The sequence below is a fragment of the Pseudomonas sp. RIT-PI-S genome (assembly GCF_025642975.1).
Taxonomy (GTDB): domain Bacteria; phylum Pseudomonadota; class Gammaproteobacteria; order Pseudomonadales; family Pseudomonadaceae; genus Aquipseudomonas.
Genome location: NZ_JANZKJ010000008.1, coordinates 26,542 through 51,447 on the forward strand (window position 1 = coordinate 26,542; position 24,906 = coordinate 51,447).

The 24,906-nt window shown below is 65.2% G+C and carries 19 protein-coding genes; 10 read left to right on the plus strand and 9 right to left on the minus strand.

Annotated elements, in window-relative coordinates; translation table 11 throughout:
• The first annotated feature begins 191 nt into the window (after positions 1-191).
• Positions 192-398 (plus strand): DUF2934 domain-containing protein, encoded by a 207-nt coding sequence (locus tag OGL93_RS12860; RefSeq protein ID WP_263263052.1) that lies wholly within the window; start codon positions 192-194, stop codon positions 396-398.
• Positions 399-518: 120 nt separating this feature from the next.
• Here OGL93_RS12860 and OGL93_RS12865 read toward each other — a convergent pair whose 3' ends face one another.
• From OGL93_RS12865 to OGL93_RS12885, 5 genes are all read right to left on the minus strand, one after another.
• Entirely contained in the window at positions 519-1,754 is a 1,236-nt protein-coding gene (locus OGL93_RS12865) for a cytochrome c (RefSeq protein WP_263263053.1), read from the minus strand.
• The gene (locus OGL93_RS12870) at positions 1,751-3,514 is read right to left on the minus strand and encodes a GMC family oxidoreductase (RefSeq protein WP_263263054.1); all 1,764 of its coding nucleotides are present in this window, start codon (positions 3,512-3,514) and stop codon (positions 1,751-1,753) included. Before OGL93_RS12870 ends, OGL93_RS12865 begins: the two co-directional genes overlap by 4 nt.
• Positions 3,515-3,518: 4 nt before the next feature.
• A complete protein-coding gene (locus tag OGL93_RS12875; protein WP_263263055.1) occupies positions 3,519-4,265 on the minus strand; it encodes a gluconate 2-dehydrogenase subunit 3 family protein in 747 nt (248 codons plus the stop codon).
• 142 nt (positions 4,266-4,407) lie between these two features.
• On the minus strand, positions 4,408-5,322 hold the full coding sequence (locus OGL93_RS12880; protein ID WP_263263056.1) for a LysR family transcriptional regulator: 915 nt from the start codon (positions 5,320-5,322) through the stop codon (positions 4,408-4,410).
• A 79-nt stretch (positions 5,323-5,401) separates the two neighbouring features.
• The gene (locus OGL93_RS12885) at positions 5,402-10,147 is read right to left on the minus strand and encodes a DUF6543 domain-containing protein (RefSeq protein ID WP_263263057.1); all 4,746 of its coding nucleotides are present in this window, start codon (positions 10,145-10,147) and stop codon (positions 5,402-5,404) included.
• 240 nt (positions 10,148-10,387) lie between these two features.
• Here OGL93_RS12885 and OGL93_RS12890 point away from each other — a divergent pair, with 240 nt between their 5' ends.
• The 3 genes from OGL93_RS12890 (at position 10,388) to OGL93_RS12900 (ending at position 14,690) form a co-directional block, all read left to right on the plus strand.
• Complete coding sequence (locus OGL93_RS12890) at positions 10,388-12,127, plus strand: amidohydrolase (RefSeq protein ID WP_263263058.1); 1,740 nt, start codon at positions 10,388-10,390, stop codon at positions 12,125-12,127.
• A 49-nt stretch (positions 12,128-12,176) separates the two neighbouring features.
• A complete protein-coding gene (locus OGL93_RS12895; RefSeq protein WP_263263060.1) occupies positions 12,177-13,253 on the plus strand; it encodes a C45 family peptidase in 1,077 nt (358 codons plus the stop codon).
• Between the two features lie 66 nt (positions 13,254-13,319).
• Positions 13,320-14,690, plus strand: a complete 1,371-nt coding sequence (locus OGL93_RS12900) for an MFS transporter (protein ID WP_263263061.1) — start codon at positions 13,320-13,322, stop codon at positions 14,688-14,690.
• 805 nt (positions 14,691-15,495) lie between these two features.
• Here the strand turns inward: OGL93_RS12900 and OGL93_RS12905 are convergent.
• Both OGL93_RS12905 and ppnN read right to left on the minus strand, forming a co-directional pair.
• Positions 15,496-16,065 carry an N-acetyltransferase gene (locus OGL93_RS12905; RefSeq protein WP_263263062.1) on the minus strand — a complete coding sequence of 190 codons (570 nt, stop codon included), beginning with the start codon at positions 16,063-16,065 and terminating at the stop codon, positions 15,496-15,498.
• A 50-nt stretch (positions 16,066-16,115) separates the two neighbouring features.
• On the minus strand, positions 16,116-17,489 hold the full coding sequence (gene ppnN / locus OGL93_RS12910; RefSeq protein WP_263263063.1) for a nucleotide 5'-monophosphate nucleosidase PpnN: 1,374 nt from the start codon (positions 17,487-17,489) through the stop codon (positions 16,116-16,118).
• 282 nt (positions 17,490-17,771) lie between these two features.
• Between ppnN and OGL93_RS12915 the strand changes: the two genes are divergently transcribed.
• The 5 genes from OGL93_RS12915 to OGL93_RS12935 all read left to right on the plus strand — a co-directional run bounded on the left by OGL93_RS12915 (position 17,772) and on the right by OGL93_RS12935 (position 21,272).
• Entirely contained in the window at positions 17,772-18,545 is a 774-nt protein-coding gene (locus tag OGL93_RS12915) for a transporter substrate-binding domain-containing protein (RefSeq protein WP_263263064.1), read from the plus strand.
• 125 nt (positions 18,546-18,670) lie between these two features.
• The gene (locus OGL93_RS12920; RefSeq protein ID WP_263263066.1) at positions 18,671-19,345 is read left to right on the plus strand and encodes an HAD family hydrolase; all 675 of its coding nucleotides are present in this window, start codon (positions 18,671-18,673) and stop codon (positions 19,343-19,345) included.
• A gap of 54 nt (positions 19,346-19,399) precedes the next feature.
• On the plus strand, positions 19,400-20,428 hold the full coding sequence (locus OGL93_RS12925; RefSeq protein ID WP_263263068.1) for a chemotaxis protein CheB: 1,029 nt from the start codon (positions 19,400-19,402) through the stop codon (positions 20,426-20,428).
• Positions 20,429-20,531: 103 nt separating this feature from the next.
• Positions 20,532-20,756, plus strand: a complete 225-nt coding sequence (locus tag OGL93_RS12930; RefSeq protein WP_263263070.1) for a VF530 family protein — start codon at positions 20,532-20,534, stop codon at positions 20,754-20,756.
• 42 nt (positions 20,757-20,798) lie between these two features.
• Positions 20,799-21,272, plus strand: coding sequence for an SRPBCC family protein (locus tag OGL93_RS12935; protein WP_263263071.1), 474 nt, complete (start codon positions 20,799-20,801; stop codon positions 21,270-21,272).
• 98 nt (positions 21,273-21,370) lie between these two features.
• On the opposite strand, the gene OGL93_RS12940 is transcribed toward OGL93_RS12935, so the two are convergent.
• A complete protein-coding gene (locus OGL93_RS12940) occupies positions 21,371-22,144 on the minus strand; it encodes an alpha/beta hydrolase (protein ID WP_263263073.1) in 774 nt (257 codons plus the stop codon).
• A gap of 48 nt (positions 22,145-22,192) precedes the next feature.
• Entirely contained in the window at positions 22,193-23,218 is a 1,026-nt protein-coding gene (locus tag OGL93_RS12945) for an alpha/beta hydrolase (protein ID WP_263263075.1), read from the minus strand.
• 387 nt (positions 23,219-23,605) lie between these two features.
• On the opposite strand from OGL93_RS12945, the gene OGL93_RS12950 reads away from it, so the two are divergent.
• Positions 23,606-24,856 carry a cytochrome c biogenesis protein DipZ gene (locus OGL93_RS12950; protein WP_263263077.1) on the plus strand — a complete coding sequence of 417 codons (1,251 nt, stop codon included), beginning with the start codon at positions 23,606-23,608 and terminating at the stop codon, positions 24,854-24,856.
• The last annotated feature ends 50 nt before the right edge of the window (positions 24,857-24,906 follow it).

The following is a 24,906-nucleotide window of genomic DNA, read 5'->3' on the forward strand; positions in this document are numbered from 1 at the left end:
AGGACCATCCTTTCACTGCACTTTGTATAGGACTTGCATAAGCGCAGCGGGGTTCAGCCGATCTCGCGACAGCCGCCGGCTGGTCGCGGTGTCATCGCACCAGCCGTCGGCGCGGCAGCACCGCGCGCCCAACTTCCCCCGGCAAGCCGGGTCGATGAGTAAGCATTCACCAGTGACCGAGGAGTACCGCTATGCACGTGGACGAAGACAAAGTACGCGATCGGGCCTATGAGCTATGGGAACGGGAAGGGCGCCCGGAAGGGGCGGCGAACTCGCACTGGAAGCAAGCCGCGGACGAGATCAAGGCCGAGGCCGATGACGCCAGCAATGCCGACACCCAGGCGTCAGCGTCGGGCGGAGTGGAAAGCGGCGTTGCCCAGCCTATGCCCAAGCCCTGAGCTGCCACCCACAGGAGAGGGAGGAGCAGCCCTCCAAAGGCAGCCTGCGAACCAGGGAACGCCTCAGGTTCGCGGGCTTTGCTCACTCCCACAACCGAGCCCGCACCGCCAGGCCTTCCCCTATCGCTGCTGTAGCGTCTCGCGAACGTCTTTCACTTCGCCGGCATCTACCGCCGGTGCCGCATTGCCCCAACTGTTGCGAATGAACGTGACCACATCGGCGACGTGCTGGTCCGACAGGTTCCAGCCGAAGGCCGGCATGGCAGGCCCGGTCGGCGCTGCGTCGGTGCTGCCGGCGCGGTTGCCGGCGAGCACCACGCGGATCAGCGAGGCGGGGTCCGGGCTGTTCACCAGCGGCGCATTGGCGAGTTTGGGGAACAATCCGGGGATGCCTTCGCCATTGGGTGTGTGGCATCCGGAGCAGCGGTCGGCATACAGCGCTTTGCCGCTGCTCATCGCCGCACTGTTGGCGGCCACGGCAGGCGACACGATCGCCTTGTTGTCGCCGTCCTTGAGGTAGGCCACCACGGCTTTAAGGTCCTCGTCTTTCCAGTACTGAAGCGAATGCTCCACGGCCTCGGCCATTGGCCCGGAGGCCACATCGAAACGGTTGGCGCCGGTCTTGAGGTATTGCAGCAGGTCTGCCTCGCTCCAGCGGCCCAGGCCCTCGTGTGCATCGGCGGTGATGTTCGGGGCCACCCAGGCCTGAAGGTTGGCGCCTTGCAAAAGCCGCGAGTTGTCATCGCCACCGCTGAGGTTTTTCGGTGTATGGCACGTGCCGCAGTGGCCCAGGCCCTGCACCAGGTAGGCACCGCGGTTCCACTGTGGCGAGCGGGTGGGGTCAGGGGCGTACGCGCCTTTTTTGAAGTTCAACCAGTTCCAGCCCACCAGCGCCAGGCGCTGGTTGAAAGGGAAGGGCAGTTGGTTGGTCTGCACCGGGTTGGCCACCGGTTCCAGCGTTTGCAAGTAAGCCCAGAGCGCCAGGTTATCGTCGCGGGTGACCTTGGTGTAGGCGGTGTAGGGCATGGCGCCATACAGGCGCTTGTTCCCCGGGCTGTGCCCCTCACTCATCACCTTGTAAAAGTCCTCGAAAGACCAGCCACCGATACCTGTGGTGGGGTCCGGGGTGATATTGGCGCCCACCAGTTTGCCGAACGGGGTGTCGATCACCACGCCGCCGGCGAACGGCCTGCCGCCAGGGGCGGTGTGGCAGGCCGTACAGTCGCCCAAGGTGGCGATATAGCGCCCTTGTTCCACCAGGTTCCAGGAGTCAGCCCCCGTGCCCGCCAGCGCCGTCAAGGGCAGGCACAGCACACCCGCGCACAGCAGCGCGGCCGAACGAATCGCACGCTTCATAGGCTGAGCATCTCCCCGGGCCGCTTGAGGTAGCGGTTAACGATCGCGTCCGCGGCTTTGTAAGCCAGTGCGCCTACGGTACCGGTCGGGTTGTAGCCGGGGTTCTGCGGGAAGGCCGAAGCGCCGATCACGAAGAGGTTGGGCACGCCCCACACCTGCAGGTATTTGTTCACGGAGCTGGTCGCCGCCTCCGCGCCCATGATGAACCCGCCCACCACATGGGAGGACTGGTACGGGGCGCTGTTCCAGTGCCCGGTTTGCCCGGCACCGTAGAATTCCCGCGGGTTCATGGCTTTGGCGATCTCGCTGAGCTTGCTGATGCAAAACGCCGACATGCGCCGGTCGTTCTCGGGAAAGTCGAAGGTGATCCGCAACAGCGGGCGGCCATGCGGGTCGCGGTAGGTGGGGTCCAGCGACAGGTAATTGGTGCGCGTTGAATAGCTACTGGCCTCGCAACCGATGGACATGGTGCTGAGGTAGTTTTTCACCGTCGCGGCTTTCCATTGCGAACCCCAGGCGGGGGTGCCGGGCGGTACCGGGCGCGAGTCGATGGGCGCGGCGCCGATGGGCGTCACCCGGGTGCTGCCGCCGCCAACGAAGCCCAGGCCGGAGTGGTCGAAGTTATCGTTGTTGAATTCGTCGATGCCCATGCCGATGGCACCGCCGCCGATAAACGGGTTGAAGTTCTTGTCATCGAAAAACAGCCGCACGCTGTTGGCGGTCTGGTAGGCGAAGTTGCGCCCGGTGGTGCCTCGCCCGGTCGCCGGGTCGTAGGCTTCGCCCACGCCGGACAGCAACATCAGGCGCACGTTTTCGAAGGTAAACGCCGCCACTATGACCAACGCCGCCGGTTGTTCGAACAGCTCGCCAGAGGCATCGGCGTAGATCACCCCGGTGGCCTGCTTGCCCGAGTTATCCATCGTCACTTGCAGCACTTCGCAGTTGGTGCGCGCGGTGAAATTGGGCTTGCGCATGAGGGCCGGCATCACCGTGGTGATGGCGCTGGCCTTGGAGTAGTTGGCACAACCGTAGTTGGTGCAAAAGCCGCAAAACGTGCACGGCCCCATGGTGACCCCCAACGGGTTGGTATAGCCCTGGGACAGCAACGCCGAGGGCGCCGGGAATGGCTTGTAACCCAGGTTGCGCACGGTGTCGGCGAACAGCATTGGCGCATAGGGCTGCGCGGTGGGCGGGTTGGGGTAGGGCTCGGAGCGCGGCCCTTCGAACGGGTTGCCGCCTTCGATCAAGGTGCCCTTGATGTTGCCGGCCTGCCCGGAAATGCCCGCCAGGCGCTCGAAGCGCGTATAGAAGGGTTCCATTTCCTCCCAGTCGGTGCCCCAGTCCTGCAGGGTCAGCTCCGGGGACAGCTCCTTGCCGTAACGCTCGGTGAGGTGGCTGTGCAAGCGAAACTCTTCGGGCTGAAAGCGGAAGGTGATGCCTGCCCAGTGATTGCCTGCGCCGCCAGTGCCGTTGCCGGGATGAAACGAGCCCCATACGCGCATCGGCAGTGCCGTTTCACTCGGGCTGTTGCGTACCGTGCAGGTGTTCTGCCGGTTGCGCAGCATCAGTTCCTGGCGGCGGCTGTAACGCAGTTCGTCGGCGATGGAGGCAATGTTGAAATCCACCGCGGTGTCGCGCCAGGGGCCACGCTCGAGCCCGATGACGGAAAGGCCGGCGGCGGCCAGTTCGTGGGAAACGATGGCGCCGGCCCAGCCGAGGCCGACCACCACCACATCGGTAGCGGGAAGTTTACGTGCCATGCGCTTATCCTTTGCGGTTCCAGGCGGAGCTGCCGATGATCGACAAGGGCTCGAGGTCCAGTTTCTGGTTGTGCAGGGCTATATAGGGGCGGTAGTCGTAGCGGGCGCCGGGAAAGCCGATCATTCGCCAGCTGACCATGTTGCGATTGCCACCGTAGACCGGGTCGGCGAAAAACCCTTCCATGGTGTTGCCCAGCACTTGCTCGAAGAACATCTGGGCGTCGATACCCTCGAGCTTGATCGCGCCTTTCTCCAGCTCGCCCAGCAGCTGGTCGCGCTGAGCTGCATCCAACCCGCTGAAGGGCTTCTGGTGATTGGCCTGGCAATAGCGCGTCAGCGCTGCCAGGCCCAGGCGATAACGGTCGCGCGGGGTCAGTTCGGATTGATCGCCCTGGGTGGCGGTCCCGGGCTGGAAAGGCGCTTCGCGGTATAACCGGGCGCTGCTGCCGTATTCACCTGCCAACTGGCGGTCGATGAACACCGCGCAACCAGCATCCTTGCCGCTGACGCTCAACTCGTCGGCAGGGATCAGCCGCTCCACGATGGCTTCTACTTCCCGCGCTTCGTCGGCGGTAAAGAACTGCCAGCCAGGGGTTTCGTAATGAAGGGGGCCGTTATGGTCGAACGGCAACCAGGCAGGCACGCTGGTGAAGGTGGTCGCCTGTGCCGCTGCCGCGCCGGCCAGCGCGCCCGTTGCGGTCACCCTGAGAAACGCGCGGCGCGAGACGCCTTTATCTGTTCTGCTACTCATGCTCGCCTCCCTCTGCGATCAGCTCACCCCGGGCTGGCCAGTGGTTTGGCAAGCGGGGGAACTCACGCTTAGATACAGCGACGGCAAGAGGTTTCAGTTTTTTAGCTTAATGGATCCTTTTCCCCGGCCCACCCCGGGCCCATTACGCGAGCCCTTGCGCGCGAAAGTGCGCCTTGAGCACGTCGATGAACACTTTCACCTTGCGGGTGTTGCGCCGGTGCGGCAGGAACATCACGTGGATGGCCGGGCCGAACGCGCTGTCGTCCCGCCAGTTGCCGGGCGCCAGCTCCACTAGCTCGCCGCGATCCAGGTACGGCTGGGCGCTCCATTGGGGCAGGAACTGCAACCCCTGGCCGGCCAGCAGGCAGCTCAACAGGAAGTCATAGTTATCGCTGGCAAGGCGCGGCGCCGGCTGTGGTGCACGCACGCGCGCGCCATTGTGCTCCACCCACCAGAAGTGCCGGTCCAGCAAGGGGTGGCGAAACACCAGCCAGTCGTGGGCCTGGTAGGTGTCGAGGGTCACCGGCAGCGGCTTGCGCGCCAGGTACGCCGGTGCCGCGCACAGCAGCAGGGTGTTGTTCAGCACCGGCTGGGCGATCACCCCCGGCAGGTCCACCGGGCCGTCGCGCAGGGCGAGGTCGTAGCCGCCTTCGATCAAGTCGGTGAAGTCGTCGCTCAGGTCCACCTGCAGCCGTACCGCGGGGTATTCCTCCAGGAACCGGCAACACACCGCGCTCAGAAACGCGGGTGCGAAGGAGGGCGGCGCGCTGACTTTCAAGGTGCCGCGCAGCGCTTGCTGCAAGTGTTCCACTTCTTCGCTGGCCAGCTGCAAATGCATCAGCGCCTGGCGGGTGCCGGCGAGGTACACATGCCCAGCTTCGGTCAAGGTCATGCGCCGGGTGGTGCGCTCGAACAACCTGGCGCCAACGTCGGCTTCCAGCTGCGCGATGGCCTTGGCCAGGGCAGAAGGGGTTTTGCCCAAGTGTTCGGCGGCACGGCTGAAACCGCCGTGGTCAGCGGTGGCGACGAACATGGCCAGGGCGGTCATCTTGTCCATTGTCTGTTCCTGAATGCCCACCCGGCGCGGTGGCGCACCGGGTGGTGAGGTATATACCTCGCCCCCCGGCGCTTTACCACTACACCGCCGTTTCCATCACCGTATTGGAGGGTTCACGGCCGAGCTGCAACGCCAGCCAGGTGAGCGAGTCCGCGTTGCTCAGGATGACGTCATTGCGCACGCTCGGGTTTGCCTGGTACATCGCGATAGCACCCGGCAAATCCTTCTGGCGGGTCAGCGCAAGCAAGTGCCGGAGCGTCGAACGGTCGGCAGAGCCCAACTGCTCCCCGCTCAGAAAGCCGAATAGCCGGCTGGCTGGCGTATCGAAAGCGAGCCCTCGACGGTCCGCTTCGATCTGCACCCGGTCGCTCTGCCACACGGCCGGGTCGACCAGGTCGAAATAGGGCGTGCTCAGGCCCAGGTAGGTGAAGTCATCGGTCTTCAGGCTCCAATGCGACAGCTCGTGGATCAGCACGGTCGATTGCAGATAGCGCAGGGGATCGAACCCCGCCTGCAGGGCGCTCGGTGAAACGCTAGTGACGACCGAAGGGTCGAAGAAAGTATCGCTGAGGAAAATTCGCCGTTTGGGGTCGGTGTTCACGATAAAGGCCACATTGAGTTCGTTGCCTGGGGTGGCGGTGCACAGTACCCACCGCTCGCCATCGCGCAGGGAAGTCGTGACCGCTTCGGCGTAGAGCTCCTCGATCAGGCTGTGCAGGCGCTTGACCAACAGCGGCGTTGCCTCGCCAGGGCCGAAGGTGTCTTCGAGCACCGCGCGGGTGGCGGGGCTGATGCGCTCGGGCATGGCCAGCTTGCGCTCGGCGCGATGCAGGATGCGCTGGGCATCGATCAGGCTGCCTTCCAGTTGCGCGGCAAGGCTGGGTTTGAACCTGCGGATTTCGCGCAGGCCGCGCTCCGTGACAACGAACTGGTCTTTGAAACTATCCACCACTCTTTCGCGCCGATAGCGGCTGGCCACCGGCCCGCCGCCGCGCAGGTTCAGTTCCAGCTGCCAGCGGTTGTTCGGCCCCAGGTGGATCGACGGCCCCCATTGCTGGTCGCGATCCAGGATGCGCCACTGCCCCGCTTGCTGGGCGACCTGGAACACCTTGCCTTCCACGCTGGCATAGTGCTGGTTCCCCTGGCGATACAGCGGCAGGTCAGCCACCGGCATGAGTTGCGCCAGCGCTTGGTCAGTGACTTCCATGGCCGCCAGGCGACGACGCAAGGTAGAGGGCAACTGGCCGCCGGGGCCCCAGGCCAAGGCATGCGGCGGCGTGCCGGCATGCGGCCCTGGCGCTGCCACAGAGAGCAGGTTGACCATGGCTGCGACCATCTCCGACAGCGCTTGCCCCCATTTACGGTTGCGCGCCGCCGCCAACGCCGCGCCGGCCAGTTGGCGGCTTTGCCACAGCCCGATCACCGCTGCGACCGGGATGGGCAAGAACATGGACCCTTGCTCGACCGCCAGGCCGACCAGATAACGCAGGTCCTGCCAGCGCGCTTCCTCTGCGCTGATGGTTTGCGCCCTGGCCATGCTGCGCAGCAGGTCCAGGTTGTCTTCGTACAGCCGGTGAAAGGCATTGCCGGTCACCGGCGTGGTGACCCACTCGGCCGGGGCGACCGTGCTGATCAGATCGGTGAAGGCCTCTGGGAAAAAACGGTTCAGGTGCGGCCGTGCCAGGCCTCCGTCGGCATAGATAGGCCGGCGCACCGGGTCGATTCGTTCAAGCAACGCTGCTTGCAGGCTGTCATCGGTGCGCAGCGCGCGCTGGAACAGTTCGTCGCGGGGGTATTCCACGAACGCTGCCTGCCGCGCATACAGCATGAACATCACCACCGGCCCGTTGCTTGCCGGGGCTTGCAACACATACACCCCTTCGCAGGGGTCCAGGCCCAGCCCGGGCCCGGCCCGGAGCTCAAGCAGCGACAGTGTGACCCCCGGCAGGCCAGCATCGCGCCGGGCCTGATCGTCCGGGGCCTGGGCCACTTGCTCGATCATGGCAAAGGCCACTGCGCCTAGCACCCCTTGTAACTTCAAGGCAAAAGCGGTCACCAGCATCTGCCGCCGCATCTGCTGGGTAAAGCGTGCGCGTCGTTCCACGAAGCTTGGGCTGTCGCGGCCTAACGTACCTTCCAGCAACCGACGGTAATGGCCGCCGCAATCCAGGCTTCTGACCAGCGAGCGCACATACAGCGGCGTGAGCCCGGCAGGCAATTCGCCGCCGTCATCGCGGCTGAGCAGCAGGGTTTCGCGAAGCCATGCCGAGGGTTGCAGCGCGGCCTCGCTCAGGCTTTGCTCATGCTCGCTCACGGCGGCAGGAATGGCCGAGGGCAGGTTGCCAATGGCTACCGGCGCAGGGATATAAGCGCGGCTTACGATGCGCACGCGGTCGGGGTCCAGCGCCGGGCCGAAGCCATCGTCCGCCAAGCGTTGGCGCACTTCCTGGTTGGCGAAGTGCTCAAGGCTGGGCAGGCCTTCGAGGTAGTCCTGGGTCGGTGAGGCGACTTGCGCGCAGTCGCGCAGGTATTGGATGAACGTATGTTGGTCCTGGGGGGTCGCTGCCAGCAGCCAGCCCGGCAAAACCGTCTCAGCCTGTTGATCCACCCAACCCTGGGCCAGGCGAGAGAACGCCTGCGCCAAGCTGTCATCGATCGCCACGCCGTCGAGCAACACCCGGCACAGCGGCGCTCCGAAGCGTCCTTGGCGCAACAACTGCTGCACTTGAATGGTCTGCTGCAGCCGGCGGCCATGAGCGCTTTTGTGAAGCCGATGGAGCAGGTTTCCGTCCATTGGCCAATAGGCGATGTTCAGGGCAAGAGAGGTGTGCTGGTCGTACAGCACGCGCAGCAGGGCGTGGTCTACCCGCGGCAGCAAACCTAGATAGCGGTTATCGGGCCCGGGTTGGCTGAGCCACTCCACCAGCCGTTCGCCCAGCGCGTCGAGGCTGGGGGCCGTTTGCAGCCCCAAGGCGGCGGACCAGAACAGCACGGCGCTATCACCACTGTGCGGGGCGCTGAGCGCGGGCTTGAGGCGCAGCACAGCGACGTCGGCCAGGCGCACCGAAGTGCCTTCCTTGATGAACTCCAGGTCGATGCCAAACGCCTCCACCGAAGCGCTATCGTCCAGCGCGGCCTGGAGCAGCCCTAGTGTCGAGGTCGGTAGCCAGCTTTCGCGTGCGGCCAGGGTCAGGTCTGCGCGCAACACCCATTCGAGGGTGCGCTGCATGACCGCCCGGGCGCTGACCCAGAGATCGTTGACCCGAACGCCGTAGTGATACAGGTGGTCTACCTGCGCCAGGTAACGGTCGTTGAATGCGGGCACCGCCTGGCCCAGACAGAATGCGACGCTTGCCGCGTCCAGGCCAGCGAGCTCCCCCTGGCCCTCGACCTGCACGGTCGCGGTCTCTGGTAACTCGGCGGTTTGCCGGCCGGTCACGCATTCGAGCAGCAGATCACTGAGCGAAAAACGATGGTGCACGTGTTCTCGATCAAGCCCGATGCTGACCTGCTCTGAGGTCAGTGCCGGGTCGAACACCGCGAGCCAGGGCGTCAACAGGCTTTCGATCACCTGCTCTACGTCCGGTTGCGCGAGGCTGATATCGCTGCGGCTGTCACGGACCTGGCCCAGCAGCGCGATCACTTCCCCTTCTTTTTCCGGGATGTCCGTCGGGTCGGGTTCGGCCGATGCTTGGGTCACCCGCTGGTCTATCCAGCGTGCGGTCGGGTCCAGTGCGAGCAAGCGATAATCCAGCCGCCGGCGGATGTCCAGGGCGTTTTCCAGCGGGACCATCACTTGCTCCACCGGCAGCCCTTGGGTGCGTAGCAAGGCGTCATACACGTCGCTGCTCTGCGCGGCGCGGATCTGCTCGATGGCATTCGAAAACGGCTCAGCCTGCAGGGGTTCCAGCACCAGGTGTCGGGCTGGAGCTTGGTGCCAGCGTACCCGGCTGGTCGAGGGCAGCGCCCAGGGCGCCAATGGCTGGAGGGCTTCAGCCTGCAGCAGGCTCTGTTCGCTGCGGTACCAGCCAAGGCCCCTCTCGGGCATGAACAGGCAGCGCTCCGAGCGCCCGGGCAGGGACCACACCAGCGCGCCGGCGAAGGGCACCAGTTGGTCATCTTCCTGCACCAGCAAGCGTTGCCAGTAAAGGTGTGTTGCCTGCGGGTCGGCCTGTAGCAACGCTGCCGTCCAGGCAGGCGGCGAGCAATAGCGTGCGCTCAGCAGTGCCTGGTAAAACCCCCCGCGGTACGCCTGGGCCAGTAACGCCCGGCGGGGATAGCCCGCCGGGCCTGTTTCCCAGAATGCGTCCAACGCCGCCAGTACTGCAGCCTCCGGCTCGCTGGCGGCCGCGCGCAGTTGGGTATCGAACACCGGTAGCAACGCAAGGGCGTCGGCGGCCTGGGCCAGGCCGCTGCCTCGGTGGTGCAGGTAGTGTTCGGCCAACGCGCTGAAGGCTTGCTGCTGTAACAGCTCCAGTGCCAGGCCGTCGGTGTCGATACCGGCGGCGCGTAGCGCCTGGGTGAGCTGTTGATGGTTGGCATAACGGCGCAGGCCGCTCAAAGGAGAGAACAAATACACCGCTGAGGCGTTCGGCAGGGCCAGAACCAGTGCGCCGTGCAAGCGGGCATCGAGGGCTTTGCCAGACGGCGCCACGAAGCAGTCGTAACGGCCAAGCATCGGCTCAGGGCGTCGGGCGACCAGCGTTGTCAGCGCTTGCTGCTCGAGCGCGCTGATCGAACCCGCCTGCGCCTGTTGACGCAAGCTGTCCAGGAACTGCTGCTGTAGCACGGAGGCGTGGAAAAACGGTAGCGAAGGGGTAGGCATTGGGGGCGGTTCCGCGGTTGAGAAAGCGGCCACCCTAGGCACAGGGCGAGTGCTTCAGGCAGTGCATATTCGGTGCCCGCGGTGGCCGTCTAAATGCCGCGTCTGCGGGCCGAAACGGCTTTAGCTGCGGGATCATCTGTGCCTGTCAGGCACAAAAGTTGTGCGTGAGCTGAGCGTTAAAGCCGGCCTTCCAATTGCGTACCCTTGGCGAACACCCAAGCTAGCAAGGGCCTAAAAATAATGAAAATGCTGATTCCCGCGTTGCTGTCCATGGGCGTTGCCCTTTCCTGTGGGGAAACGATGGCAGCACCTAGCCTTATCTTGCATGGCGGCAAGATCTACACCGCCGAACCCGCCACCCCGCTGCAACAGGCCATCGCCATCGAGAATGGCAAGGTGCTCGCGGTGGGCAGCGATCAGGCGATCCTTGGCCTGCGCGGGGCCACCACTGAAGTGGTCGACCTGCAAGGCAAGGTGCTGATGCCTGGCCTGATCGACTCCCATTCCCATGCCATTCGGGGCGGCCTGCAACTGGGCCAAACCTGCGTGGACGGTAACCTGCTGCCGTTCGATCAGCTCCAGCAACGCCTGCGCGACGGCATTGCCGATGGCAAAGCCAAGCGCGGCGACACCTTTATCGTGTGCGGGCTGCCGTCTTCGTACTGGAGCGAACTGCCGAAATTCTCCCGCTATTTCGACCACGGCGAGTGGGCCGATAAGCCTGTGCTGTTCCTGGGCTGGGACCAGCACACGGGTTGGGCCAACCGGGCCATGCTGCGGCGCGCTGGAGTTGACGCGGCCTATGTTCGCGGGCTGTCGGCGGCCCTGCAGGAAACCATCGGCCAGGATGCCCACGGGCAGCCGAACGGTTTTTTGGCGGACGATGGCTTGTATGCCTTGATGGACCACCTGCCGCCGCTCAGCCATGCAGCGCTGGTGCAAGGCGCCCACGCCGCCATCGACTACTACCACAGCCTTGGCGTGACGGCCTGGATGGACCCCACCGCCAACGATGCCCCTGGCCAGGCTCTGACCAATCAGAGCCAGGGCATGCTGCCGATCTACAAGGAACTGGCCGACCGCGGCGAACTGAACGTGCACGTCGCGGCGCTGATGCTGGTCGACTCCAAGGCCACCCCGGCAGATCTCGATGACGTGGCCAAGGTGCGGGAGCAGTTCGCCGACGTGCCCAACCTGACCATCCCTGGCATCAAGGTGTTTGCCGATGGCGTGCCCGAGTACCCGGCGCAAACCGCGGCCATGCTGGAGCCTTATCGCGGTACGAATAAATCCGGCGAGCTGTTGCTCGACCCGGCGACTTACCCGGCGTTGGTGGATGCTGCCGATGCCCGCGGCTGGCTGGTGCATGTGCATGCCTTGGGTGACCGGGCCACGCGGGTGGCCCTCGATGGCGTAGCGCAGGCCCGCAAGGCCCGGCAGAGCGGGGTGCCGCATTCGATCACCCACCTGCAGATGGTCAGCCCACAGGACTACGACCGCTTCAAGCAGCTGGATGTGATCGCTTCGATGCAGCTGTTCTGGGCCAGCGCCGATGAAAACTCGGTCGACCTGGTACAGCCCTACGTCAGCCCCGCGCTGTTCGAGCATCAATACCCGGCGCGTTCGCTGGCCGATCACGGCGCGACCATCGCCGGCGCCAGCGACTGGCCGGTGACCACGCCGGACCCGTGGCAGGCGATTTACCAGGCCATCACCCGCAAGGGCCCCAAAGGCGTGCTGGCACCCACCGAGCGGCTGGACCGCGACACGATGCTGCGGGTTTACACCGCCAACGCCGCGCGGGCGATTCGCCTGGAAAACAGCATTGGCTCGCTCAAGCCCGGCAAGCAGGCAGACATGGTGCTGCTCGACCGCGACGTGTTCCGCGTGCCGGTGGAGGCGCTGCGCGAGACGCGTGCGCTGCGCACCTGGTTCGCCGGCCGCGAGGTTTATAGCCGCCCGAACGCTAGCGAGCAGTAGCCCGCAGGCACGCCGTTCTCCGTTATCGACGTACAAGGAAACCCAAGCTGTGAACCTCAATACCTTCGTCAGCGACACCACCGACCCGCGCCAGCGAGGCCGCGAGATCGGCGCCTGCTGGACGTCGCAGATCCAGCGCACGGTCGGGTCATACCTGGCGTTCTTTCCCCAATTGGACATCCAGCCGAGCGCCGTTCGCCTGGCCGCCGACGCCAGCCTGCAAGCGCTGCGCGACTGGTGCCCGGCGCTGGCCGAAGAGGTCGAAGGCCTGGCCGAGGGGGCACGGCTGCCGCTGTGGCAGCTCGCTGCGCTCAATGCCCGAACGGAAATCCTCGCCTTGGCGCCACGCGCGCCGGTTGAAGGCGAATGCTCCACGGCGGTGTATGCGCCGGCCGGCGCCGACCGCGTGCTCAGCCTGCAAACCTGGGACTGGCACGACAGCCTCGTGCCCGAAGGCCTGCTGCTGCAACTGGTGGGCAGCCACGGGCTGACCGTGAAGCTGTTCACCGAGTTCGGCATGCTCGGCAAGATCGGCGTGAACAGCGCGGGGGTCGGCGTGCATTTCAACATCCTGCACCACGCGAGCGACCACGGCGATGCCGGGGTTCCGGTACACGCCGTGGCTCGGCGGGTGATCGAAGAGGCCCGCTCGGTGGACGAGGCCGTGGCATTGGTGCGGTCCGCACGGGTGAGCGCATCCACAGTGTTGACGGTGTTTTCCCACCAAGCCGCGCCGTTGCGCCTGGCCAGCATTGAAATGAGCCCCGCGGCGGTCGCCGTGGTCGAGCCGGAGGCGGGTTGGATGCTGCACACCAATCACTTCCTGGATGCAGGCTTGGCGCACGGCGAACGGACCCAGGATGTATCCACCACCTACGCCCGCCTGGCCCACGTATACGCGCAGCGCTCGGCCATGGCCGGTACCGACCTGCGCGCCCGTGCCCGTGCCATGTGCGGCAGCCTTGGCGCACAGGCCCCTATCTGCTTCCACGCCGACCCCGAGCTGCCGCCCACCGAGCGCTGGGAAACCTTGCTCACCGTGGCGCTGAACACCGAACGCTGCGAGCTGGAGTACCACGCGGGCAACCCGCTGGCGTTGGCCGAGCTTGGGTTCTTCCGTTTCTGAAACCTTGCGGCGGTGCGTATACGCCGCTGCCCCGGGCAAAGCCCTTTGACAAGAGCGATAACAACAATGGCAAAACCCACCCCCAGGCAGGCCGGCCTGCGCCCTGCCTTTAAAACGTTTTGCGTATCCGGCATGGGCACGGCGCTGGAATTCTACGATTTCATCATTTACGGCACCGCCGCCGCGCTGGTGTTTCCGCAGGTGTTCTTCCCGCAGATGGACCGCCTCACCGCAACGCTGGTGGCCTTCGCCGCCTTCGGCGCGGGCTTTTTCGCCCGGCCGCTGGGCGGCATGGTCTTCGGCCATTTTGGTGATCGTTATGGGCGCCAGAAAGCCTTGGTCATCACCCTGTTGCTGATGGGCCTGAGTACGTTCCTCATCGGTTGCCTGCCAGGCCAGGCCCATCTGGGCACCTGGGCGCCCGCGTTGTTAGTGCTGCTTAGGTTGGTGCAGGGCTTTGCCGCTGGCGGCGAGTGGGGCGGCGCCGCGCTGTTTGGGATCGAGTCCGCGCCACCAGGGCGCCGGGGGCTGTGGGGCAGCTTCACCAGCATGGGGATCGGCATTGGCGGCATCCTGGGCTCGGGCGTGTTCGCACTGGTGAGCCTGGCATACGACGACCAATTGACCGGCATCGCCTGGCGGATTCCATTCTGGCTCGGCGGGGTGCTGGTGTTGATTGGCTTGTATGCGCGGCTGCAGGATCCGCCGCTGGAGCCCGCCAAGGCTCTTCCGGTAAGGGTGCGCTTGCCCTTGCTCGAGGTGCTGCGTCGCCGGCCGCGCGCGGTGTTGCTGTGCACCGGCGTTGCCTTCGGCTACGTCACCATCGCCTATATCGGCAGCACCTTCTTCATGGCCTATGCCACCGAGGCGGGCTATGGCAGCACCGAAGCGCTGGTGTTCGACCTGGCGTTGTCCGTGGCCATCGTGCTTTCCGCCCCCACCTTCGGGCACCTCTCGGACCGGCTCGGCAGGCGCTGGGTGATGATCCTGGGCGCGGCAATCATGGCGCTGGGCATGTTCGCCTTCTTCCCCATGTTGCAGCAGCACCAGGTCGGCCTGGCCGTGTTGGCCTACGTCATGGTGGGCGTGTTCATGGGCGCCACGCAGGGGCCGATCCCGGCGTTTTTGGCCGAGCAGTTCCCGCGGGAAATTCGCTATTCCGGGATTTCCGCCAGCTACCAGATCGGCGCGGCCCTGGGTGGCGGCACCGCCTCGAGCGTGGCCACGGCGATCCTCATGGCCAACGGCGGCGACCCTACCGGCGTGGCGATCTATGGCTGTGTGGCGCTGACGCTGGTTGCGCTCTGTTCCTGGGGGCTTAAGGAAACTGCTGGGCTGAGCATGGCTGAAGTGGATGGTTTTGCTGAAGCAGGCCGTTCGGGCGCTGTTGGAGCAGAGGGGGCGGCGTCTGGCGCCCGCTCGCGAATCAGGCTGTAGGCCCTGTTCCCGGGCCTTGCCCGGTCCCACCAGGTCTGTAAGTGCCCGTTGTTCCCGGGCTTTGCCCGGTCCTACCAGGTTTATAGGGGGGCCTTGTTCCCGGGCCTTGCCCGGTTCCACAAGGTTTGTAGGTGCCTGTTGTTCCCGGGCCCTGCCCGGTCCCACAAGGTTTGTAGGTGTCTGTTGTTCCTGGGCTTTGCCCGGTCCCACCAGGTTTGCAGGTGCCCGTTGTTCCCGGGCTTTGCCCGGTCCCACCAGGTTTGCAGGTGCCCGTTGTTCCCGGGCTTTGCCCGGTCCCACAAGGTTTGTAGGTGCCTGTTGTTCCCGGGCTTTGCCCGGTCCTACCAGGTTTGTAGGGGGCCCCTTGTTCCCGGGCTTTGCCTGGTCCCACAAGGTTTGTAGGTGCCTGTTGTTCCCGGGCTTTGCCCGGTCCTACCAGGTTTGTAGGGGGCCCCTTGTTCCCGGGCTTTGCCCGGTCCTACCAAGTTTGTAGGGGGGCCTTGTTCCCGGGCCTTGCCCGGTCCTACCAGGTTTGCAGGTGCCCGTTGTTCCCGGGCTTTGCCTGGGCCCACCAGGTTTGCAGGTGCCCCTTGTTCCCGGGCTTTGCCCGGTCCCACAAGGTTTGTAGGTGCCTGTTGTTCCCGGGCTTTGGCTGGTCCTACCAGGTTTGTGGGTGCTCGTTGTTCCCGGGCCTTGCCCGGGCTCCATTAGGTAGTTACCCCTGTGGGACCGGGCGAAGCCCGGGAATGATCTGCACCGCAACAGTTGGACGGTGTAATCAGGCTGCCGCGGCCTGCCTTCGGGCTCAGCGCCGTCTCGGCCTCGACACCACGGACTCGATATTCTTGCGGCCGATCAGCGGGGTCGCCGGCGCCTCGGGCGCCTGCGGCCCTAGCCATTTGAACATCACCAGGCAATCCACCAGCCCCTGCTGGGCATGACGGTAAGCCTTGGGCAAACGCCCCACCACCTCGAAGCCGAGCTTTTGCCAAAGCGCTACGGCGACCTCATTGGTAGCGACCACTGAATTGAATTGCATCGCCAGGAAGCCGCTCTCGCGGGCCAGGGTTTGCGAGTGTTCGCACATCAGCCGGGCCACTCCACGGCCGCGGGCGGCCTCGGTCACCATGTAGCCGCAGTTGCACACATGGTTACCGGGGCCAGCCGCGTTGGCCTTGAGGTAGTAACTGCCCAGCAGCACGCCGTCTTCCTCGGCCACCAGGGTGTGCTGGGGCAGGTCAAGCCATAGGGTGCGGGCCTGTTCCTCGGTCAGGGCGGGGTCGTAGGCGTAGGTTTGCCGGGCGCTCACCACCGCGTGGAAGGTCGGCCAGAAGCGCGAAAAGTCCTCTGGCTGCATAGGGCGAATCTGGATCATGACGGGTTCCGAAAAAAGGCGGGCGTGGCCCGCCTGGTAGGGCACGCGGGCTATTGAACGACCCGATAGCACGGCACGTAGGCATCACCGCCGGGCAATTTCATCCGGTGCTGGGCCACGAAGGCGCGCAGGAGTTTGTCCAGTGGCTGCAGGATGGTCGGATCCCCATGGATTTCATACGGCCCATGGGCCTCGATCAGGCGAATGCCGTGCTCCTTCACATTGCCGGCAACGATCCCGGAAAACGCCCGCCGCAGGTTCGCCGCCAGCTGGTGCGCCGGGATCTCGCGGTCCAGCTGCAATGCCGCCATGTTGGCGTGGGTCGGATCGAAAGGCCGCTGGAAGCTCTCCTCGATGCGCAGCAACCAGTTGAAGTGGAAGGCGTCGTTGCGCTCGCGACGAAACTGCTTCACTGCCCTCAGGCCTTCGGCCATCTGCCGCGCCACTTCGGCTGGGTCGTCGACGATGATCCGGTACAGCGCCTGGGCCTGCGCGCCCAAAGTGGCGCCGATAAACGCGTGCAGTTGCTCGAAGTAGGGCGCCGCACTGCGTGGCCCGGTCAGCAGCAGCGGGAAGGGCAGGTCGCGGTTATCCGGATGCATCAGGATGCCCAGCAGGTACAGCAGCTCCTCGGCGGTGCCAGCGCCGCCGGGGAATACGATGATCCCGTGGCCCACGCGAACGAAGGCTTCCAGGCGCTTTTCGATGTCTGGCAGGATCACCAGCTCGTTGACGATGGGGTTGGGCGCCTCGGCAGCGATGATGCCAGGCTCGGTCAGCCCCAGGTAACGGCCGCCGGTGAGGCGCTGCTTGGCGTGGGAAATGGTGGCGCCCTTCATCGGGCCTTTCATCACGCCTGGGCCGCAGCCGGTGCACACATCCAGCTTGCGCAGGCCCAGCTCGTGACCCACCTTCTTGGTGTACTTGTACTCATCGCTGTTGATCGAATGGCCGCCCCAGCACACCACCATCTTCGGCTCCACGCCGGCGCGCAGGGTGCGCGCATTGCGCAGCAGGTGGAATACGTAGTCGGTGATGCCTTGGGAATTGCTCAGGTCGATGCGCTGGCTGTCCAGCTCGCTCTTGGTGTACACGATGTCGCGCAGGGCGCTGAAGAGCATTTCGCGGGTGCTGGCGATCATTTCGCCGTCCACGAACGCGTCCGCTGGGGCATTCAGCAGCTCCAGGCGAACGCCGCGGTCTTGCTGGTGGATGCGCACCTCGAAGTCCCGGTAGGCGTCGAGGATGGTCTTGGCGTTATCGACGTGCGCGCCGGTGTTGAGGATGGCCAGGGCGCATTGGCGGAACAGGGTGTAGATGCTCCCGGAGCCGGCTTCGCTCAGTTGCTGGACTTCACGCTGGGAGAGGGTTTCAAGGCTGCCCTTGGGGCTGATCGAAGCATTGATTACGGCTCGTGCGGTCATACTCGGTTCCCTTGGTACGACCCCGGTGCCCACGGCGCCCGGGTGTCCATTGACCTGCCTGCAAGGCAGTTACGCTTGGGGCCATTGTTCCGGTCCTTGCCAGGGAAAGCAAACCCCCCGGCGCAACGGCTTTCACCCCATGCGGCTCTTTGCCAGCCTGCCCAGAGGCACATTTGCCACCGAGCAGGCCATCGTGGCCGCGACTGGCCACATTCGCCGGCACCACCTATCGTCCGCAATGCGCCTGCGGCGGCGCAGCTGGTCATAAACGTGGGGAGGTGTATGCAAAAGCTTTTACCTCGTTGTTGCCTGTTTATCCTGTCGCTGTTTGCACCTTGCGCCTGGCCGGTGACGCTGCGGTTGGCCGGGGACCTGTGGCCACCTTACGTGGACGCCTCAGTGCCCGGTGGCGGCGTGGCCACCCAGGTAGTGAGCGCCGCCCTGGCGCGGGCCGGCTACACCACCACCCTGGAACAGGTGCCGTGGGCGCGTGCGGTGCAAGGCTTGAGCGAGGGCCGCTACGATGTGCTACTAACCGTTTGGTACAACGACGAGCGCAACCGCTTTGGCCAGCACTCAGCGGGCTACCTGACTAACCGCATTCTTTTCTGGCGCAAGCGTGGCTCGGGCATCGAGTTCAACCACGACCTTGCCGCCCTGCGCCAATACCCTATCGCGGTATCCCGGGGCTACGCCTACAGCCCGGCCTTCACCCAGGACGACGCCTTGCAGAAGGTTCCAGTGAAAAACTTCGCCATGGCGGCGGGCATGCTCGCGGTCGGCCGGGTATCGCTGGCGGTGGAGGAAGAGCGCGTTGCGCGTTACGTGCTTGCCCAACTGCCAGGCGCTGCGCGTGAACGCATAGAGCCGCTGGCCACGCCACTGGCAGAAACCGACCTGCGCATACTGGTGAGCCTGAAAACCGCCAACCATGAGCAGATCGTGGAGGCATTCGACCGCGCCATCGGCGAGATGAAAGCCGACGGCAGCCTGAACGCCCTGGTGGGCGAGGGCGCCGCCGCTGACCCCGCCCCGCCAGCGCCAGCCACACCCTGAGCAGAACAGCCCCCGCTCAGCCCTGGGCCCTTGGTCGACCATCAGCACCAAGGCATGGAACGCGCGCCGATGCAGGCTTTCGAAGGGAAGGCCAATGCTGGAACCCCTTAGAGAAGTGAACACCCATGCGCCCGCAAACCTCCTTCATATTCGACCTCGATGGCACGCTCACAGACAGCGTCTATCAAAACGTAGCCGCCTGGAAACAAGCGCTGGACGCTGAAGACATCGCCCTGGCGATGTGGCGGATACATCGCAAAATCGGCATGAGTGGCGGGCTGATGCTCAAAAGCCTGTCGCGTGAAACGGGACTGGATATCAGCGAAGAACAAGCCAAGCGCCTGAGCGCCAAACATGCCGAGGCCTACGAGGCGTTGCAGGGCCAGATCATCGCCCTGCCTGGCGCGGTGAAGCTGCTTGAAACCCTCAGTGATGAAGGCCTCAAGTGGTGCATCGCCACCAGCGGCGAAATCGACACCGCCAAGATCAACCTCAAGGCCCTGGGGCTCGATATCAACGACATCACCATCGTGACCCGCGACGACGTGAAATACGGCAAGCCCGACCCAGACCTGTTCCTGGCTGGGGCCCGAAAACTGGGCGTTCCCATTGAAGAGTGCCTGGTGATTGGCGACGCGATATGGGACATGCTGGCCGCCAGGCGTTGCAAGGCCACGGGCATCGGTTTGCTCTCCGGTGGCTATGATATTGGTGAGCTTGAGCGGGCTGGGGCGTTGAGGGTCTACGAAGACCCCTTGGATTTGCTCGATCATCTGGACGAAGTGGCCTCGCGGCCGTAGACCCGTGTACTAACGAGCCGCCGGCTGGCGGTTCGGTTCAACAGGACAGGCGGCATGAGTACACACCACAAAGCGCACAACGTCGTTGTCGTGGGCGCCTCCGCCGGCGGCGTCGAAGCCCTGCAAACGCTTTTTAGCGCGCTCGATCCCCAGTTGGACGCGTGCTTTCTGGTGGTGATGCACATCCCTACGCAGCCCCAGAGCAACTTGCACCTGATCTTGTCACGGGCCACCGCCATGCCGGTGATCGCCGCGCATGAAGACCAGCCGCTGCGGGCGGGCGCGGTGTATGTGGCGACCGCCGACCGCCACCTGATGCTCGATGAGCGAGGCGTGCGGGTCACCCGCGGCCCGAGGGAGTGCAGGGTGCGGCCGGCCATCGACGTGCTGTTTCGCTCGGCGGCGGTGACCCACGGCAAGCGGGTGATCGGCGTGGTGTTGTCCGGTGCCCTGGATGACGGCACCGCGGGCCTGTGGGCAATCAAGGACTGCAATGGCCTGGCCCTGGTGCAGGACCCCGTCGAAGCGCCTCACAGCTCCATGCCACGAAGCGCCATCGAACATGTGGCCGTGGATTTCGTCGGCTCGTTGCAGCAACTGGCCGAGCAGATCAACGCCCTGGTTCGTGCCGAAGCGCCCGCCGCGCAAACCGATGCCGCCGCGGTCAATGAGCACTACTTTATCGAGAACCAGATCAGCCTGACCGGCAAAGGCCTGGAAGCCGGGGTGTTCCGCCTGGGCAAAGTGTCCAGGTACAGCTGCCCGGACTGCCACGGCGTGCTGGTGGAAATCAAGGAAGGGCCTATCACCCGCTTCAGGTGCCACACCGGGCATGCTTACTCGGTTAAAACCCTGATCTCGGCGGTCAACGACTCGATCGACACCGCGCTGTGGGACACCCTGCGCGCCCTGGAAGAGCGCATTTTGCTGCTGCGCCAGATGGCAGACCTCGCCGGCAAGGCGGGCAATGCCGGTGACGCGGCCGATTGCCTGAGGCAGGCCGAGCGCGCCGAGGCGCGGCTCCAGCCGCTGCGCGAGCTGGTGCTCGACCCACAGATGTTCGGTTCGAACGAGGCGGGGTAGGTACGCCACCGCGCCACCAGGCAATGACGGCACACCAAAACTGTGCACGCCTTGCCATCTGCACTAAGCTGCCGACCTTTCGCCCATTGCCGATCATCACGCCATGACCCACACCCCAGACAACCCGCTTCACGGCGTTACCCTCGAGAAACTGCTGACCGAACTGGTGGCCCATCACGGCTGGGCAGAGCTCGCCCGGCGGGTGGACATCCGCTGCTTCAAGAGCGATCCGAGTATTAAATCCAGCCTGACCTTCCTGCGTAAAACCCCTTGGGCGCGGGAAAAGGTCGAAGCCTTGTTTATCGAGCTGCGCCAGCGCCAGGCCTGACCTGCAGCGGTGTTCGGCAGATCCTGACCCTGGAGGTACCCTTTGGCCCGACGCCGCCTTTCGATGACCATGCCAGCCACCGCCATGGACACCTTCGAGGCGTTCCACAACCATGACCGCCGACGTGAATGGGACACGCTGCTGCGTGGCTCGGCGATTGACGGCGGCCACAGCCACCCTTTTATCGGCGCCGTCAGCAGCAACCCCGGCCGTGGGCTGGCGCGTTTCATCACCTTGCGCACCCGTTTCGTCAACTACGTGCCCGGTACCCTCGCTGCCGCGGTCATCGTGGAACCGGCCGGGCCTTTCCAATGGTGGGCCGCCTCCCTGCATCACCGGGACATTGCCGAAGGCAGGTCTGAACTGGCGTATACGTTCACCTTGCGCTTGCGCCCTCGTTGGTTCGGCCGGCTGTTCGACCGGTTGACCGCAGCAGCGTTTGAACGGGCCACGAGAAAGCGCTTCGCCGCCCTGGCGAAGTACCTCGATGAGCAGCAACGGAACGCCGGCCCCTAAGGGACCGATGCTTTCACCTGCCGGTGCAGGCCCGGCCATCCGGCGGCCGGGCGTTGCTCAGTGGTTCACCCGGCCCCCGTGAGCTGTGCTGTTACGGGTCAATGCCCGGCAGCTTGCTCGATCACCCGCGCCACGGCGTCAGGGTGAGACACCATCACCACGTGGGAGCCGCCCTTGATCGTGGTCACTGCCTGGGCGTGGGCGCGTTTGGCCATGAACTGCAAGGCTTGCGGCGGGATGTTCTTGTCCTGGTCGCCGTACACGAACCACGACGGCAGGTGCTTCCAGGCGGGCTCACCGGCCGGCTCGTTCAAGGCTGCCACGGTGATAGGGCGCTGCGTCGCGGCCATGAGCGCGGCCTGCGCGGGGGGGACGTCGGCGGCGAACTGGGCGGGGAACTTCGCCTGATCGATGGACAGCTCTTTGCTGCCATCGGGGAGGGCGGCGGGAGGCGCGAGCGCGTCGCCCAGGGTGCCTCCGGGGAATTTGCCGGCGAGGTCCGCGGCGGTTTCGCCGGCGTCGGGCGCGAAGGCGCTGACGTACACCAGTGCCTTCACATTGGGCCGGGCATTGGCCGCCTCGCTGATCACGCTGCCGCCGTAGGAATGCCCCACCAACACCACCGGCGCATTCACGCTGGCCACCACCGAAGAAACATACGCGCCGTCTGCCTGCACGCCGCGCAGCGGGTTAGCCGCGGCAATCACCGGATAGCCGTCTTTTTCCAGCCGCTGGATAACTCCGTTCCAGCTCGAGGCATCGGCGAAAGCACCGTGCACCAGCACGATGGTCGGCTTGGCCGTGTCGGCAAAGCTGCTTGGAGTCGCCAGGACGGTCAGCGCCAGCGCCAGGCCGGCAAACAAAGGTTTCATTCAAAGCTCCTTATCGAGGTAACAGCGCAGTCATTGGCCAGAGGCCAGTTAAAGATGGTCGGCATCGATCACCGCCTGGGCGAACGCTTGCGGCGCTTCCTGTGGCAGGTTGTGGCCGATGCCGCCCGGGATCAGCCGGTACGCGTATTTGCCGGTGAAGCGCTTGGCGTAGTCCTCGGCGGCCGGGTGGGGCGCGCCATTGGCGTCGCCTTCGAGGGTAATGGTAGGCACGCCGATGCCAGGGAATTTGGCCAGCCGCTGTTCCAGTTGAGCGTAGCGCGGCTCGCCTTGTGCCAAGCCTAGGCGCCAGCGGTAGTTGTGCACGGTAATGGCCACATGGTCCGGGTTGTCGAGCGCACCCGCGCTACGGTCATAGGTGGCATCGTCGAAGGCCCAGCGCGGCGAGGCCAGTTGCCAGATCAGCTTGGCGAAGTCATGGCGGTTCTTGTCATACCCCGCGCGCCCGCGCTCGGTCGCGAAGTAATACTGATACCACCATTGCAGTTCGGCCTTGGGAGGCAGCGGCTGCTGGCCAGCGGCCTGGCTGCCGATCAGATAGCCGCTGACCGCCACCAGCGCCTTTACCCGCTCCGGCCACAGCGCCGCGACGATATCCGCCGAACGCGCCCCCCAGTCATAGCCGCCGAGCACCGCTTGCTGGATGTGCAGTGCATCCATGAACGCGATCAGGTCAGTGGCCAAGGCTGCGGGTTCGCCGTTGCGCGGCGTTTTCGAAGACAAGAACCGCGTGTCGCCGTAGCCCCGGGCATAGGGCACCAGCACGCGGTAACCCTTGGCCGCCAGCAACGGCGCGACCTCGCTGTAGCTATGGATGTCGTAGGGCCAGCCGTGTAGCAGGATCACCACCGGGCCGTCGGCCGGGCCCACCTCGGCGTAGGCCACGCTGAGCACGCCTGCGTTTATGTGTTTGAGCGCGCCAAGGGGCGTGGCGGCGCCGGCTTCGGCTGCCGGCGTGGTCACCGCGCTGGTGTTCGCGGTAGAGGCGTTGGCGGCAGCAGCAGCGGTGGCGGTGAGTACAGACAACGCAAGGCTAAGCATGAGTGGGCGAGGCATGGTCAAGCTCCAGGCGTGGGTGCGTGTGTAGCCAGCTCGCTCGCCATACCGCCGAGCCGCGCTGACCGTTATGCCTAGTCCACCCCATGGTTGTATTGCACGTGTGTGCTGGGTTGCCGCGAACACGCCGCGGATGTATCTGCCGCGTGGCCGTATACACGAACATACAAAGCCCGCCTGCAGCGAAGCCGGGTAGCCGGCGCCAGGGGCGAAATACAGCGCGCTTATGTAGGGCGGTGTATCTACGGTCGGCGTGGATACAACATTGTTCGTCAGCGGGCCGGGGTGGACACAGCCTGGATACCTCAGCGGCGTTGAATCAACTGGCGAGGGCCGCAACCCTCGCCGGTTACGACCGACCCCTGACCTCTATCGCAGGTGACCCCTATGCTGCTCATTGCCTTTGTGGGCGGGATGTTGACCATCCTCAGCCCTTGTATCTTGCCGGTGGTGCCGTTGCTCTTCACCGGTGCCCATCGACCTCGTGGGTTCATCCTGCTGACCCTGGCGGGAATGGCCGCCACCTTCGCCTTCGTATCCACCCTGGCCGTGGCCAGCAGCGCCTGGGTGACGCATGCCAATGACACTGGCCGCCTGGTCGCTCTGGCGGTGATGGCGGTGTTTGCCCTGTCGCTGATCTTCACCCGGGTGAGCCACGCCCTGACGCGGCCCTTCGTGGCGCTGGGCAATCGCCTGGATGCGCGGTCTGGGAAGCGCGCAGGGCCGGTTGGAGCATTGGCGCTCGGTGCGGCCACCGGCCTGTTATGGGCCCCCTGCGCCGGGCCCATTCTTGGTGTGATCCTTACCGGTGCCATGCTGCAAGGGCCCAACGCCCACACCACGCTGCTGTTGCTGGCCTATGGCGCTGGCAGCGCGCTGTCGCTTGGCGCGTTGATCTTCGCCGGGCGCGGGTTGGTGAACCGGATCAAACCCTCGCTCGGTGCTACGGCCTGGCTGCGGCGTGGGGCTGGGGTGGCAGTGCTGTTGGCGGCGGTGCTCATCGGCAGTGGCGCCGACAAAACCTTGCTCGCCGCCACCTCATCGGCAGGGGGTGCGGCGCTGGAGCAGGGCGTGCTGAGCCGGGCGCCGAAGGCTATCGACGCCTTGCTCGGCAATGCCCGCGCCGCCCCGGCAAGCCTCGACCGGCAAGGGGCCATGCCAGCGCTTAGCGGTGCGGTCGCCTGGCTCAACTCACCGGCGCTAAGCGCTGACGCGCTGCGCGGCAAGGTGGTGCTGGTGGACTTCTGGACGTACGACTGCATCAACTGCCAACACACACTGCCCCATGTGAATGCCTGGGCCACGCAATATGCCGATCAGGGGCTGGTAGTGATTGGCGTGCATACGCCGGAATACCCTTACGAAAAAATCATCGCCAACGTGCGTGAGCAAGTCCGGAAGCTGGGCATCGGTTACCCGGTCGCCATCGATAACGACTACGCCCTCTGGAAGGCCTTCGGCAACCAATACTGGCCGGCGCATTACCTGTTCGACGCCCAAGGCCAGTTGCGCTACACCCATGTAGGGGAGGGTGATTATGCCGAGCAGGAGCAAGCGATCCAGGCCCTGCTGCGCGAACGTGACCCCGTGGGAGTGGGCGGCGCAATGGGTTCGCAGGCTCGCGCCAGCTCCAGCTGAGGCCTCTGTGGGAGTTGCGCAGCCGGCGAATGGTTTTTTTTTGCAGTGCT